The 14,896-nt window shown below is 43.2% G+C and carries 14 protein-coding genes; 1 reads left to right on the forward strand and 13 read right to left on the reverse strand.

What is annotated here, in order from left to right:
• On the forward strand, positions 1 to 525 hold a 525-nt coding region (locus JMF94_RS14565; protein WP_240825994.1), incomplete at its 5' end, for an integrase core domain-containing protein.
• 205 nt (positions 526 to 730) lie between these two features.
• Here the strand turns inward: JMF94_RS14565 and JMF94_RS14570 are convergent.
• The 13 genes from JMF94_RS14570 to JMF94_RS14630 form a co-directional block, all read right to left on the reverse strand.
• On the reverse strand, positions 731 to 2,080 hold the full coding sequence (locus JMF94_RS14570; RefSeq protein WP_240825995.1) for a glycosyltransferase family 4 protein: 1,350 nt from the start codon (positions 2,078 to 2,080) through the stop codon (positions 731 to 733).
• A 197-nt stretch (positions 2,081 to 2,277) separates the two neighbouring features.
• Positions 2,278 to 3,501, reverse strand: coding sequence for a D-glycero-beta-D-manno-heptose 1,7-bisphosphate 7-phosphatase (gene gmhB, locus JMF94_RS14575; RefSeq protein WP_240825996.1), 1,224 nt, complete (start codon positions 3,499 to 3,501; stop codon positions 2,278 to 2,280).
• A gap of 12 nt (positions 3,502 to 3,513) precedes the next feature.
• Positions 3,514 to 4,242 carry an HAD family hydrolase gene (locus tag JMF94_RS14580; protein ID WP_276612948.1) on the reverse strand — a complete coding sequence of 243 codons (729 nt, stop codon included), beginning with the start codon at positions 4,240 to 4,242 and terminating at the stop codon, positions 3,514 to 3,516.
• Positions 4,243 to 6,312, reverse strand: a complete 2,070-nt coding sequence (locus JMF94_RS14585; RefSeq protein WP_240825999.1) for a hypothetical protein — start codon at positions 6,310 to 6,312, stop codon at positions 4,243 to 4,245.
• On the reverse strand, positions 6,303 to 6,890 hold the full coding sequence (locus tag JMF94_RS14590; RefSeq protein ID WP_240826000.1) for a hypothetical protein: 588 nt from the start codon (positions 6,888 to 6,890) through the stop codon (positions 6,303 to 6,305). The genes JMF94_RS14585 and JMF94_RS14590 overlap by 10 nt, the downstream gene beginning before the upstream one ends.
• Entirely contained in the window at positions 6,884 to 7,657 is a 774-nt protein-coding gene (locus tag JMF94_RS14595; protein ID WP_240826001.1) for a glycosyltransferase family 2 protein, read from the reverse strand. The genes JMF94_RS14590 and JMF94_RS14595 overlap by 7 nt, the downstream gene beginning before the upstream one ends.
• Before the next feature lie 74 nt (positions 7,658 to 7,731).
• The gene (locus JMF94_RS14600; protein WP_240826002.1) at positions 7,732 to 8,895 is read right to left on the reverse strand and encodes a hypothetical protein; all 1,164 of its coding nucleotides are present in this window, start codon (positions 8,893 to 8,895) and stop codon (positions 7,732 to 7,734) included.
• A 53-nt stretch (positions 8,896 to 8,948) separates the two neighbouring features.
• A complete protein-coding gene (locus JMF94_RS14605; RefSeq protein ID WP_240826003.1) occupies positions 8,949 to 10,355 on the reverse strand; it encodes an MBOAT family O-acyltransferase in 1,407 nt (468 codons plus the stop codon).
• Positions 10,356 to 10,510: 155 nt separating this feature from the next.
• Positions 10,511 to 11,224: a nucleotidyltransferase family protein gene (locus JMF94_RS14610; RefSeq protein WP_240826004.1), complete on the reverse strand. Its 714-nt coding sequence runs from the start codon at positions 11,222 to 11,224 to the stop codon at positions 10,511 to 10,513.
• Entirely contained in the window at positions 11,217 to 12,260 is a 1,044-nt protein-coding gene (locus tag JMF94_RS14615; protein WP_240826005.1) for a GHMP kinase, read from the reverse strand. Before JMF94_RS14615 ends, JMF94_RS14610 begins: the two co-directional genes overlap by 8 nt.
• 40 nt (positions 12,261 to 12,300) lie before the next feature.
• Entirely contained in the window at positions 12,301 to 12,684 is a 384-nt protein-coding gene (locus JMF94_RS14620) for a GtrA family protein (RefSeq protein ID WP_240826007.1), read from the reverse strand.
• On the reverse strand, positions 12,671 to 13,321 hold the full coding sequence (locus tag JMF94_RS14625) for a class I SAM-dependent methyltransferase (protein ID WP_240826008.1): 651 nt from the start codon (positions 13,319 to 13,321) through the stop codon (positions 12,671 to 12,673). Before JMF94_RS14625 ends, JMF94_RS14620 begins: the two co-directional genes overlap by 14 nt.
• An 11-nt stretch (positions 13,322 to 13,332) precedes the next feature.
• Positions 13,333 to 14,889 (reverse strand): NTP transferase domain-containing protein, encoded by a 1,557-nt coding sequence (locus JMF94_RS14630; RefSeq protein WP_240826010.1) that lies wholly within the window; start codon positions 14,887 to 14,889, stop codon positions 13,333 to 13,335.
• Between the last annotated feature and the right edge of the window lie 7 nt (positions 14,890 to 14,896).

Raw genomic sequence — 14,896 nt, forward strand, 5'->3', positions numbered from 1 at the left:
GATGAGCAATGGGCGATGGATTTTGTGAGCGATTCCCTTATGGGTGGGCGGCGCATCCGGGTTTTGACAATTGCCGATCTGTGGGATCGTTCAAGCCCCGCGCTCGAAGTGGATATGTCGTTGCCTGGAGTGCGAGTTGTGCGTGTCCTTGAAAGACTACGCCTTCAAGGGCGGTTGCCGCAGCGTATCAAGGTTGATAATGGGCCGAAATTTAGCGGTAAGGCCCTGGATACATGGGCTTTTGAGCATGGAGTACAAATAGAGTTTACTCGTCCGGGGAATCCTACGGATAATAGGCACATTGAAAGCTTTAACGGAAAATTCCGGGATGAGTGTTTAAATCAGAACGTGTTTCTGTCCCTGCACGATGCCCGCAGAACAGTTGAAGCCTGGCGGCATGATTACAACCAGCGGCGACCTCACAGTCCCTTGGGATGGCTGACACCGGAAGAATTTCGCGAAAAGAATATAACCTGTAACCCATTGGAAACCACCAACTTACAAGTGGTATACGCAGTGGGGTAAGGGTCAGTCACGCGGCCCTAATGCTAGTGACTGCCAACCTACGATATATGGCTGGGCAAAAGTGGGGCACACAACGGTATATGAGCATGAACCAAGAGATATCAACTTAAACAGAATGTTTGCGGCTCAATACGAAACCATGCCTTGTCGACTTGTGCGAAAAATTCTGGACCCTACCAGAACTGTTCTTTAATCTCTGGTCGTATTATTGTGTCAGCCAAGAATAATCTTTAAATTCTTTAAGCAAATGACATAAAGAATTTTTGTTAGCTTCAAGCGTAAAATGTTTCTGCACATGTTCTTTGCCAAGCATTGCAAGTTTACTCCACAACACTTTATCGGAATACAAACGGATGGCTGCATCGACGAAATCAGAAGAGTTATCTGCAATAGATACTGTTTCATTATTCACCAGCAGCATTCCTTCTGCAGCAATGCTAGTACAGACACAAGGAATCCCCGCCCCCAGGCTCATGGCAACTTTACCCTTTATACCTGCTCCATAGCGTAAGGGTGCAAGACATAAACGCATTGAAAGTAGGAGAGGCTCTAGATCTGGTACGAAACCATGAAAAAACACTCCTTTCACATGCGATAAATCTCTCTCCAATATTTCGCCATGAGAACCAATTATATGCAGGCGCACACCTGGCATCTGTTCGAGAATGCTAGGCCATATTTTTTGGCAACACCATAGGATTCCATCAATGTTAGGTTTATGATCAAAATTGCCAAGAAAAAACATATCCTTCCTGACATCAAAGCCTGGTGTGTTTTCTCTGACTGGCACATTCAAAGCCTGATGAATAGCAACTGGAACACTTAGTCCTGCATGTTGCAGAACTTTTGCATCCTCATTACTGACAGTCATTACAAGATCACTCTGTTGCATGAGTGAAAGTTCGATACGCTTATTAAAATCTGCCACCATTTTTGCATCAACCCCAGACACAACATTGGCAGCGCGTTCCTCTCGCAAAAAAGCTACATCCGGAGCATGAAAAATGATGCGTGCAGAAGGAGCGACAATTCGGCACATGGAGAGTACACTTTGTGCTGATTCGCGCCCAATGATGAAAAAAGTGGCAAAATCTTTGCCCGTTCGTGCCACAAAATCTTCAGCATTACGGTAGCCATCTTGAGCACAAGGCACATGCACACCGTACTGCTGCGAAAAAGAAGTGGCATCTGTTTTATCAGCCATGGTCAGTGGTACGAAAACAGAAGAAAAGCCCAATTGCTGCAAATTCAAGAGCAATCCAATAATTGCTAAATCACCAGCTGAACTTTCTGCATTGGGGAGATTTGGTCCAACCACAAGCACCGCCCGTGGTTCAACTATGCCAGATACAGCCCTGTTAACTTCCTTTGGCGCCCGAAACTTGCTAAAAAGATTTGTAAAAATGCCCCGCCTTGAAGATATTAGCAGTGCCAGGGCCTCACGGCAAAGTTGAAGTGCCCCTCCTTTAATATATATATAATAAGCTACCGTGAACCTGATGTCGTCAAGTTTAGCAAATGCGCCGGCGCGGCCCATCTGAACTTTTTTAAACAAGTCAGGCTGCAAAATAGGATCTGCCCAATAATTGCACTTGCAACCTATTTCCTTTAACCTTGCATAAACTGACCGAAGTAAAAGGCAAACCAACCACCGTGACAATGCATCTATTTTTTTCATACACACCTTAATACTAACGACATTCAACCCCATACTCAGTGGACTTCCAAAGCAAACAATTATCCATGACAGCGTTATATGCTGGCAAACAGTATGCGCTCAAGCTCTGCACACAAGGCATGATAAACAGGTAAATGCAACTCTTGGACAGCGGGCGTCAACGTTTCCGGCATTCGTAACTGCACATCACAATATGGGGCGACAGCACCAGGAGAATCCCCTGTCAATCCTACCGTACGCAAACCTTTCATCCGTGCTACTCGAAGCGCCTGTACCACATTACGTGAGTTGCCAGAGGTACTAATAACCCACAAAAGGTCATTACGCTGGCCCAAACCAAACACTTGCTGGGCGAAACAATTTTCAGCGGTGACATCATTCGCAAATGCTGTGGGTAAAGCCACCCCGCTAACAAGAGAAATTGCTGGAATGGCTCGCTCAAGGCTACCAGCTAGACGCCTTCCCTCCTCATGACCACAGACTCTTTCTAAGGCCTTTACATCAGTCACAGACAGCGGGCGATCATATAGGAAACGTTTCATCAATTCACCAACGATATGCTCCGCATCTGCAGCACTACCTCCGTTGCCACATGTCAAAATTTTTCCGCCAGATTGCACACATTCAGCCATCATCGTCACGCAAGTATAGAGCTGAGATTCCAAAGGAATAAGCTTGGGATACCGCTGCAACAGACTACTAATATGGGGGGAATCTTTTATCTGGCTCATCGAACATATGCGAGGACTGAGAAACCGCTCTGCCTCAGCAAGTGTAGCTATTTTATTGGCATTTTGAGGGCAATCCTTCGTGCCGAAATACAAAAGTGTTCCAACTCCCGCCGCTGCACCAGCCTCAATATCATGAATGGAGTCACCAAGCATGATGGAAGCACGCAAATCAAGGTTAAGTTCCTCAGTGGCCTGAAGAATCATCCCCGGTCCAGGTTTTCTCATTTCAGACGATTTTTTATACTTACCGATGCCGTGCTCTGGATGATCTGGACAAAAATAGACCGCATCAAGGAAGGAGTCATGAGCGCAGAATTCATTTCTCATCCATTCCATCAGAATGTGAAACTGCTCTTCAGTGTAGTATCCCCTGCCGATACCAGCTTGATTGGTTACTATAACTACCAGATAGCCTGCTTCATGTGCGGCTCGGGCAAGGGGGAAAATGCCGTCAATGAAAACGACGTCTTTCTTTTGATGAACATACCCGAAGTCGAGGTTGACAACGCCATCTCTATCCAAAAAAAGCGCAGGTTGCCGCATATTGAGCATAGATGTTGTGCCCACTTTCCCTCCACTCTATTGCTTCAGATCTTCCAAAATTCTTTTCAATTCAGCAAAATGCTGGAATTTAAGCGGCACCCATTGAGGCGCGCATGACGTGGCAGAAAATTTAAATACCGGCAACATTGAAAAATGATGCGCTGGATGCATATCAGCCTGTTCATTATCACCAACGACCCATATTTCCTGTGGAGGGATTCCGAGTCGCTGTATTGCAAGTTCAAATGGAACAAGACCACTTTTATCTATGCCAGCCTCCTCACTTGTTACAATGCAGTCTATGTATTTATCAATATCGAAATATATCAATTTTCGCAACTGTATTTGGGAAGTAAGATCTGTAACTATGGCAATAGCAACCCCAGAAGATTTGAGAAACTCAAACACCTGAATAACATCTGGGTAAAGTTCTGCAACTTTTAAAAAATTTCGCCAATAACTCTGTTCAAGATCAAGCGCAAGTAATGGCTGTGATTTGAATCCCAACAACTCGAGTGTACGCATAAAATATAAAAGACGACTGTGAGAACTCGCCGTTGCTTTCAAGCGCACCTTTAGTTCATTTCGTGCCTGCATGAAGCACTCAGTAAAATTTTTAGATGTAATCCCATAATCTGTGATGAGTTTTTCCTCTACAGCATTCATCCCAGCATTATGACTAGGTTGATAAGGATAGAGCGTATTATCCATATCAAAAATAACTGCATGCGGAAAATTTGGCGATGATATGTGCTGACAAACCATTTATAATTCCTTTGATTCCATTTTGTCGGCAAGATATCCGAGCACAACAATTTGCATTACGCCATCCATACCTCCCGCCCACTGAGGCTCGAGTGCCAGCAAATCTTGAAGATTGGGGAATAGTCGAGGGATAATAAATGCCATGTCTTCCCGCGTCAGGTCACCCTCAATCGCCAAAGTCATGACGTCAAGATCTTCAGTAAAACGTGCGTCTACTCGCATACCACAAAGGCCTATCAGGCTCCTTACGAGAACATCTGAAAAATGGGCTCCACGCAACGTCACTTTAAGCCCAAGCTCCGGAGCAAAAGCAGAATCCTGCATATCCTCCAATCGTAGTCGACTGACAGAATACAATGAAAAAATGATATCAGCCTGCTTACTTTGGGGGTAAATAAATTGTTCCGCATCGTTCTTGCGCCGCTCAATGCTTGCCAGGACTGAAGCAAGTACGTGTCCACGTTCAAAACAATCTCTGCGGCATTTAAACCATCGCCGCAAATTTTCGTCCATATCCAAGTATATGCTGATGTCATACAGATTGCGAAGGCTTTTATTTATAAGCGCGTGCAATCCTGTCACAAGAATGAAATCATTGCCGTGACGCATTTCAGGAGGGGTAAAACGCCCAGTTGTATGGTTGTATTCTCGGCAAACAATACTCTTTTTACCGAAAAGAGCTGTCACATCATGAGTAAATTGCCGTAGGTTGTTAGCGCCAGGGTGCAGATGCGTGAACGCCTGCCACATAACTCCATAACGATCCCACTGATGGTAGTCATCACCACTTACGTGAGTGATGCATTCTTTGCCAAACATACCGGCCAAAGTCCTAGCCAAACGATCCTTGCCTGTACCGGAATCACCTGCAACGGCGATTCCCATTGGGCTTCGCCATGTAATGTACGCTTTATTCCGGTACACGTTCTCGCGCAGCATGCTAATGTAAACGACCGCCCCCCCCAAAACCAAAATACTTATCCAAATGGAATGCACCTGCATTGGCGCATGTCGCATTATGTCAGGGAAAAAGGTACGTAAAGATATCCCTAGCACTGGCAAATCAGGGCCAGGCCAGAATAGAACCTGCGTTACTGATACAATAACACTGAACACCACAAGAAGAGTTCGGTGCCTTGCGCTGGCCGCCTTGACCTGAAAAATGGTCATAAAAGGCACAATCCACAAATACCAGCCTGGCGGGGCCGCCGTTGAAAAAACCAGCAGAAAAAAAGATAGACCTAAAATTGTACAAAAAAGATCAAAAGTCATACGACGAATACGCCAAGCAAAGTACAACCCCAAGCCATAAATGATCGGCGTGAGATAGAGCGTAAGCGCGCCCATCGACAAGTGCAGGTCAAATATACGGAGCATTTCCGGAGTGCCCAACACCATCAATCTATAACCTGGGGAGAAAAGTGGCGGCACCAAAAAAACAAAACCACCGAGAACAAAGCCTTTCAAAAAAAATTTCCCAAAGTCTCTCAGTCGCGGGGTAAGAAACAGGTATATAAAGAAAAAAGGCAACACTACGGCCATACTCAGCTTTGCAGAGCAGGCCAAGGCTACTAAAAATCCAGAAAAAAAAGGCCGCCTCTGCTGCAATGACAATAAGGCGCTAAACAAGAAGCATACAGGTATCGTATCAAGTTGCCCAACCCAATAAACACCAACAAGTGAAATGGGGGAAAACCAATATGTATGCAGTAGTTGCTCGCCTTTATCTGGCAGTAGCCTCCAAAGGAGATAAAATAGCCACAAGTCGGCTAATAATAAAGTTAACGATATCCCAAAGCCAAACATACCATGAGAAAGAAATCGTGCTACGGTATAGTCCAGAAATGTGCACGGTAGTAAAACCGCAAACATTGAAATTCCATAAGGAAAGGCTGTACTATTATGGAATACATAATTCCATGGCACAATACTAGGATTTTGCCAAAAAGCAGCCATAAACGGAGTAAACCACTCTGTTTGCGGCGCAGGGACAAGGAGGAGCGCCAAAAAAAATTTTGCCGCACACCCCCAAAGGAATAATGGCTTATGCAAATATTCCTTCAACTCCAAAGTATAGGCTCCTTAGTACAGACAGCATGAAAAGGAATATCTTCGTTCTGAAGCAATTGACGCATTTGTGGAATCTCCGATGCAGCATCTCGACCTTGTAATTCTGGAGATACAATGCACAATTTAAAGCCAGCATCTACCAATTTGCTCGCTGATCCATGGTCGAGCGGAAATTTTGTAAAGCAGTCAACCCATATCCAATCCACTTTACCAGCAAGCGACATTGCTGTTTCAATACATTCAAATTCTGAAACTCTGACGGCACAACGCCTCTCACCAGATCTGGCTGTTTTCACCAGAAAAGGAAAGGATTGATCCAGAAAGAAAAAATCTGTTATTCCGTGCTGATGCATCAAAGCTAGAACTCGAGCCTCTAAGCCCTCTTCTTTTACATTGAGAATAAGTGTTTTATGATGAAAGGACTGAAGCCAATCCTCAAAGTAAGGCCCTTTAACAAAGGGTTCATGGTGAACCACTAATTCTTCGCCAAAGCTGCGGATATCTACTTCAATACCATAACAAGCCTCCGCCAATTTCAATTCGGCAATTGTGTTGCGCCTATGACAAATAATTACCATGAGCTGATCCCCCGGCGCAACTTCAAGCTATACTCAATAGTGCGCCTAATAAATTTAAGTTTTGCTCTCCAACTTATATTCCAGCTTGAGTGTCCATGTGGCCTATCAGCAAATTTTACTGGAAATCGCCGGATGTCATAACCCTTCTTATGGGCTGCAACAAGAGCATAAAGATCAAGAGAAAAATCATGTGGTGGGTTCTTCCAAGATTCAAATAACTCTCTGTGAAACAAATTGGGTTGAGCATTAATATCCCATAGCGGGCAAAGGAACAACGCACTTTCAAAAACCCCCATCCCAGCTGTAAAGAACCTATCCCCAAGAGGGCGCCCCCGCCGGAGTCCCTTAAAAAAAAATCGTTTAGAACTTCTTTCAGCATCTAGTAATGAAAGAGCTAATAATACGTCAGCAGGGTCCGTTTGCATATCAGCATGCGTCCAACCCAAATAAATCCCCCGGGCCTCACCTAAGCCTCGGAGGATACCGAATCCGTACCCCTGATTTTTATCAACCCTCAACGTACTGATATTATGGTATGATTCTGCAGCATCGATAAAAAGCCCGGAAGTTCCATCTGTTGAACCATTGTCAACAAGGAGGAATTCAACCATTGGACACAGCTCGCTGAGAGAAGCAAGCCGTTTAATAAGCAAGCAAACATTCTCACCTTCATTATAACAAGGAATTACTAGTGAAACTAAAGGGGCTTCCATCAACATACACCTCGTATCAAAATACACAAAAAGTCTTTTTGCCTGAATAGGCATATGTTACATCTTTATTTTCTAACGCTACAGAACAGATAAAGTTATTTGTTGCATTTAGATGGATGCAGTTACTGTTAGATGTCGAGAAAAATACGTAAACCTGAAGCACTCTCCAAATCCATAAATAAATTATGTCTCACAATAACAATACGTTCGGGTCTATATGATATTTTTATCTGGCGTAACACATCTTCATATTTATTACCCGCCTCGCGGATAACACCATAATAATCAAGGACCAGAACTTCTCTAAAATTTCTTGCTAAGGGTATCCCCAAGCTAAAGTTGAATGAGTCTCCAATGACAAGGATTTTCCCTGAAGGAACAGCAGTATTCGTATAATATGTTCCTGCAGAAGAATGTGCTCCTTTATTATCAGGAAAGGCTTCAGCGAGAGTAACCCCAGATATCTTTTCACCAGAGTAAAATTCACCCGATGGGCAAAGATCATTGTTGTTCATGAAATCAGGCACTCCCACCAAATGAGCCAAATCAGATTGTGTCACGCAAGGACTAAAGTCCGTGGGAGAAAATCGATGACGAACAGGTTGGCCAAAGCGTTCAGCGATCATTTCCGATACCATCACTGTGAAAGGCGACCATGACCAATGAAAATTTTTTTGTGGATAAGGTGAGTAGCTTTTTGCAAAATCTAATGTTTCTTTGAAAGGATACAAAAAGAAATGAGCATATTCAGGATAATGAGTATTAAACCTGGCAATGGCGGCAGATAGGGGGTGATGATCTGGGGTTTTCTTGTTTATGACCTTTCGCAAATATAGAGGTAGTTTTTCATAATTGAATAAAGGGCTAGTTGGGACAGCCAACAGAAGTGCTGGTGTGTTCGATGCACTAAGAATTTTCGATGCAAAGGCCATATGCGCGAATTGTTCTTTATCGAGGGGTATTCCATCACCCGACTCGCCAACTGCATCATACAACTCTTGATATCTAATACTGCTATTTTGTGGTTCTATGAGATATGCGGTTTCATCTCTTCCTAATGCAACTAACTTTGAGGGGGAAACGCCAAAAAGTCCCAGTTCAAGGCGACGATAGATTGTAACAAGCTGTTTGCGAAATCCCAGCCTGTCATCAAGCCAATCTTCGACTCCTTTATTGAACCGCCTCAAATCACTGCAGCTATCTGGAAATGCTGGAAAATCCGCTAACATCCTATTTTCAGATGAAACTTTTCCCGAAAAATTAAAATTTAAAACCGGGAAAAAAACTATCATTGCAAAAAAACTGCAGCTGATAATGTCAAGAATTCGTTTTGAAAACATAACAATTAAAACCTGAAGTAGAGAAAAGGTGTGTATGTAGAATTAACCAGAAAAACAATTGACATACCTAACCCACCCCAAGAAAAAAGAGTTTCATAAAACCACCAATTTGAAACTTTACCACGCAGCCACTCTCCAACAGGCACGCTGAAGATACAACCAAGACAAATAAAAAAGATGGTACGCGCGTTTATCAATTCATAAAAAAGTGGTTCTGGCATTATGCGTGACCAATCAAACAGCACTTTTGTATAATTCACAGACTCTTCTAATGTATTGCTGCGAAAAAGAATCCAGCCTAACATAACTACCAATAAGGCATACCCATGGCGCACTGCAGCTGGTATTTTCTGATAAACATCTCGAAAACGTCGCTCAAGAATCAAAAAAAGGCCGTGCCACCCTCCCCAAACCACGAAATTCCAACTAGCTCCATGCCAAAGGCCAGTTGCTAAAAAAACTATCAACAAATTACGATAAGTTTGAACCAAACCATGCCTGTTGCCACCAAGAGGTATATACAAGTAATCCCTGAACCATGTTGAAAGCGATATATGCCAACGACGCCAAAAGTTAGTCAGACTGTCGGCAATGTAAGGATAGTTAAAATTTTGCAACGTATGAAACCCAAACATCAACCCCAACCCAATTGCCATGTCGGAATAACCTGAAAAGTCAAAATAAATTTGCAGAGTATATGTAACAACACCGAGCCATCCCAAGGGCAAAGAAGCTGAACCAGCAGGGAGAGCAAATGCGGCATCGGCGATAGTCCCCAGACTATTGGCAATCAAGACCTTTTTGGCCATTCCAAACGAAAAGATACGCAGCCCGAGTGCAATATTAGACAGAGTGATACTACGGTTTGAAATTTCCTCTACAAAATTTTGGTATCGTGCAATTGGCCCCGCTAACAATTGTGGGAAAAAAGCAAGATACATTCCAAAATCAATAATATTTTTTTGTGCCGAAAACTGTTTCTTATAAATATCGATGAGATATGCAAGAGCCTTAAAGGTAAAAAAAGAAATTCCAATTGGAAGCTGAATTGCAACAGTTGATACTGGATACGCTATTCCCAACAACCTCAACAAATCAATCGCCGTTTGAACTACAAATGTAGCATATTTATAATATCCAAGACACGAAACATTTAGCACTATGCCAAGGATGAGCATACAACGTGCTAATAAACAGCTTTTTATATAGAATTTTTCTATAGCAATACCAAACGTGTAATTAATAATAATAGAAATAACAATTATAACAACATATATTGGCTCACCCCATGCATAAAATAAAATGCTGGCAACTAAAAGAAATAAATTCTTTGCTGTTTTTTTTGTAATACAGTAGCCCAAAAATACAATTGGGAAAAAAGCAAACAAAAAGATAAGCGAGCTAAAAAGCATGCAGAGTATCCATAACAGGTTAAAAATCCATGTTTTTCCAACTTTATGCCTGAAAACAGCAACGTTCTACTAGATAACAACTAAACCACTGACACGGGATTTTTTTTGCACAGTTCCCGAAACTGGAGAGGCAAAAAAAGTTATTTCTAAAACTACTAGCAATATTTCTTAAGTAATTTCTGAGCGTTGTCATAATCTTCAGGTACGCCGATATCAATAAAGACACCTTTTGCAATTAAAAGATACATATCGTGCTTGCATACAAATTGCTGCAAAAAATCTTGCTCAAATGAAAAAACTTCACCAATTGAGAAATCACTCAGCAAATCTGTGGGAATGATATAACACCCCGCATTTATAATCCCTTCACCGGTATTTCCCTTTTCCGTGAATGCTACGACACGACCTTTCGAAATTTTTAACCTTCCGTAGCGGGTCGCATCATCGACATTACAACCAATTAAGATAGGCGCTCGACACTGCTGCCAAAATAGCTCTGCCTCATGATAATCCAAATCAAGAAAAGTATCACCATTAAGGACGAACACATGGTCATTGTGGCACGACTCAAGAGCCAAACGTAGCCCCCCACCAGTACCTAGTGGGCTATCCTCCCTAACGCAACAAATATCCATGCCATCGAACTGTTGCCCCACAGCTCGGATGACTTGGTCGGCCAGGTAACCAGTCGAGATTACAACTCTGCCAAAGCCTTTGTTGGCCAGGTACTTAAGCAGAATATACAGAAAGGGCACACCTCCAATGGGTGCAAGAGCCTTTGGCCGATCCGAGACAACACTCCTCAGCCGGGTTCCCTTGCCGCCAGCCAAAATCACGGCTTCCATTTTATCACGCGTTGAACTAGACACCTAACGGCTCCGACATCCACCAAGACTGAACGCCGTTGGGGCTGAAATGTGCTGGCACAATTTCCCCACTAAGTTTGCCTAGTTCTCGCACAACGTTCATTCGTTTTTCAGGGGGTACAACAAACATCATGAACCCACCTCCTCCAGCACCGGAAACCTTGCCAGCCAATGCCCCTGCCCGCATGGCCGTTTCATAACTTTCCTCTATACACGGGTTAGAGATGAGCTTAGCTGAGCGCTTCTTACTTTCCCATCCATTCCTAAATGATGCAGAAAGTCCCGCAAAATCTCCCCTCAAAAGACACTCTTTCATTTTCAGAGCCTCATGCTTCATCTCAAGCATTGCTTCCAGCGAGCCTTTGTCACTGGAATTGACGCTTTTGCTCTGCTCTTTGATAATGCTGGCAGAGTCCCTTGAAATTCCGGTAAAATATAACAATATTGATGATTCAAATTCCGTAAGAATCCAGTTTTTGATGCGAAGAGGATTAATAACAGTTCGCCCTTCTGCATAAAACTCCATAAAATTGAATCCTCCAAAGGCAGCCGCATATTGGTCCTGCCTGCCACCTTGCATGCCACAATCCTCGCGCTCAATAGTATATGCAATTTGTGCAAGCAAATAGTCATCCATAGGGATGTTCAGGTACTCCACATAGGCACGAAGCATGGCCACAACTAGTGTTGATGAAGAGCCCAGCCCAGACCCTGGGGGAGCTTCACAAAAGGTACGCACTTCAACTGGCAATGGTTCTTCGTGATTATAATTTTGAACAATATAATTGTACACAGCCTTGTGTAAAACCAGCTCTCCCGTGAGAGGGATCACCCCACTTAAAGTACAGGAAAAATTTTGCTGGGTGTCAGTGCCTTCAAATTTGACCATACCGTCGGCAACCGGCGCTATTGACGCGTATGCATAACGGTCAATCGTGGCATTCAGCACATAACCACCATAAATATCAGTAAAGGGCGACACATCCGTGCCCCCTCCTGCTAGACCAAGACGTAGTGGAGCTCGAGAACGTACGATCATAGCCATTCCATATAGTAATTGTCTGTTGGATTGTGAGGAGTTACCTGAATACCCAAAATTTCATCCCCAAAAAATTGATGCAGACAGAAAGAACTGTGGCCACACAAAATCCTGTAATTAATGGATACAAATGTTCTGGCAAAGCACGTACGAAAAAGCTATTCACCATTACATTCAATGCAATGCTAAAACCATACACAGCACAATAAGACAAAATATTACGCAATGATATTCTTTGTGAAAAAGTCCATCTACCATTTAAAATATATCCATAAACCACGCTACTAACTACACCAGTCAGTTTAGCAGCTTCTATAGAAAAAAATAACAACTTTATACACAAAGAATAGATGACAGCATCTAGAATGACGGCTGATACACCTATGATTGTGTACCGGAACACTTGTGTACTAAGCTGCGTCATTTCGTTTTGTGATGCAAGCGCTCACACTGCAGAAAAAATTTGCCTTTGCAATCTTAACCTCTGACGACACAAATCCCGAATCAATCAAAACCTGCCAGAGAGAAGAGTTAGAAAAATATCTTTTATGAGTGTCTACTTGAATTTTATATGAGCCAGAGCCGTCAAAATAGGGAAGTACAACACGCTCCAGTATAAATTTGCCAAACCATGAGGGACTGTTAACAAAAAAAACACCCGTTGGCCTTAAAACCCTTCTAACTTCTTTAAGCAGTTTCACCGGGTCGTTAACATGTTCAAGAACACTGAGCATATATACGACATCAAAACTTTGCTCTGGGACATTACAAAGTACTTTTTCAGCATCGCCAACAATACTATTTATTCTGTCACGCGAAAACAACTCCTCATCAATATTAAAATCTAGTCCCGTTACGCTTCTCGCAGACTTTGATAACGCCCGCAACATATTACCATGATACCCGCAACCTACATCAAGAATATCAATGCAATTTAAATCTTTTTTAGATTTTGCCATCATTTTTTTAAGGCTATGTTGCATTAAAAAGAATTTGAGTTTTTCAAAAAGCGGCTGTTTATTGAACGCAAGCTCCCAGACCGTATCCCTTCCCGATTTCATTTTTCCTCCTATTAAAAACGCCAGTATTCATACGTCCGCAGGTCGTCAGGCGTCCCCCAGCACAGATAGGCTTCAACATCTAGGACCATGCCCTTGAGACCGAATTTGACAGCATCATTGACACATTCATCCACATAAAATTCACCATTAATGCGGCGATCTTGCAGAATCATGTGTTCGGCAGCCCGCACAAAATCGGATGCCCTTTTAAAAGTAAAAGCACCTGTTACGGCAGGATCTGTCTCTGGGCACGAAAGCGGCTTTTTTACAGAGATACCTATAATATCCCCTTTGCTTGTAGCATTAACCCACCCATACATTTCAGGATGCCTAACAGCGCCAGGGTAACCACGCATAGTCCAGACGATGAAATCGACCTCAGCATTGTCCATAAGGTCAGTAAATAAGGCAGAATTATACACCAGCCCATTATCACAGGCTCCAATTGTAAGAGGAGCGTCCATATCCACACCATCTACCCCCAATAGACAGGTTCTAGCTTGTCCGTCTGTAGGGGCGTCAAGAAAAACTATTCGTGAGCCAGGTACCTCTTTGCGCAACATCTTTCCCAAGGCATCTGCCCCTGGCATACCCCTGCGAATTACGAAACAATTATCATCAGCATGTGGTAGGGCCTGCCATGCCTGTAACACCATGGGGCGTCCATTCACAGGGATAAGTGGCTTGGGTAATGCGAAGTTTTCTTTGGCAAACCGGCTTCCCATGCCTGCAATAGGCAGAAGAACTGTGCCCTTCTGCCTAGGAGCAGAAAACCCTTTAGCTTCAGCATCAATATAACGCATGTGGCACTGATATTCGGCGAGATCAACGGGAGTTCCCCACTGACGAAACTTATCAATCTCAAATACCCGAATATCCATACCCTTTTCAAGTAAAGGACGATACGCCAAGCTGACGTAATATTCTCCCTTAAGTCGCAAATCGTTACGCGCTCTAGTTTCCTCGAAAGCTTCACGCATCAGCCGTGCATTGCGAAAGTAGTAAGCGCCGCTGGATGCAAATTCATCCATTGGGCTGTCAGTAAAAGGCTGCTTTTCTTGTATTTCTAGAATATTATCTTTGTTTATAGTTCGAACATACGCATAGCTTGTGCTGTGCAACATATGGGGGTGGAAACCAGTGTAGCACATCACAGCGCCATCACACCCCGTTTGTTCTGCAAATTCCTTAAAAGCATTCCAATCCCACACACAAGAAAAATCGCAGTAATTTACTATGGTCGGAGCAGCTTCATCCAGCTGATCATATACCCTGGAAACAGCATAGACAGGCCCCAACTTGTGCGGTGCTATACCTATGATATGTGCTGTCGGACAAATAGAGTTGAGAATTTCACGCATGTGATAATGCGGTTCGTCAAGGTGATCCTGATTACAAATGAAAAATACATTTTTAATACCAGGATACATGTTGATTACATGTTCAATAATCGGTTTTCCATCAACCGGGATAAGTGGCTTGGGGACATTATAGCCACAAGCTCGGAACCGCTCCCCAAATCCAGACATTGGAATGACAAGCTGCCATTGAGTCGCTTCTATATTCATAGCTCTG

Source organism: Desulfovibrio sp. UIB00 (assembly GCF_022508225.1).
GTDB lineage: Bacteria > Desulfobacterota > Desulfovibrionia > Desulfovibrionales > Desulfovibrionaceae > Desulfovibrio.

Coding starts and splice junctions, on each gene's coding strand:
- JMF94_RS14620 (WP_240826007.1), bottom strand. CDS start 12,684: ATGACGCAGCTTAGTACACAAGTGTTCCGGTACACAATCATAGGTGTA.
- JMF94_RS14630 (WP_240826010.1), bottom strand. CDS start 14,889: ATGAATATAGAAGCGACTCAATGGCAGCTTGTCATTCCAATGTCTGGA.
- JMF94_RS14600 (WP_240826002.1), bottom strand. CDS start 8,895: ATGATAGTTTTTTTCCCGGTTTTAAATTTTAATTTTTCGGGAAAAGTT.
- JMF94_RS14595 (WP_240826001.1), bottom strand. CDS start 7,657: ATGCCTATTCAGGCAAAAAGACTTTTTGTGTATTTTGATACGAGGTGT.
- JMF94_RS14580 (WP_276612948.1), bottom strand. CDS start 4,242: ATGGTTTGTCAGCACATATCATCGCCAAATTTTCCGCATGCAGTTATT.
- JMF94_RS14615 (WP_240826005.1), bottom strand. CDS start 12,260: ATGATCGTACGTTCTCGAGCTCCACTACGTCTTGGTCTAGCAGGAGGG.
- JMF94_RS14625 (WP_240826008.1), bottom strand. CDS start 13,321: ATGAAATCGGGAAGGGATACGGTCTGGGAGCTTGCGTTCAATAAACAG.
- JMF94_RS14590 (WP_240826000.1), bottom strand. CDS start 6,890: ATGGTAATTATTTGTCATAGGCGCAACACAATTGCCGAATTGAAATTG.
- JMF94_RS14605 (WP_240826003.1), bottom strand. CDS start 10,355: ATGCTTTTTAGCTCGCTTATCTTTTTGTTTGCTTTTTTCCCAATTGTA.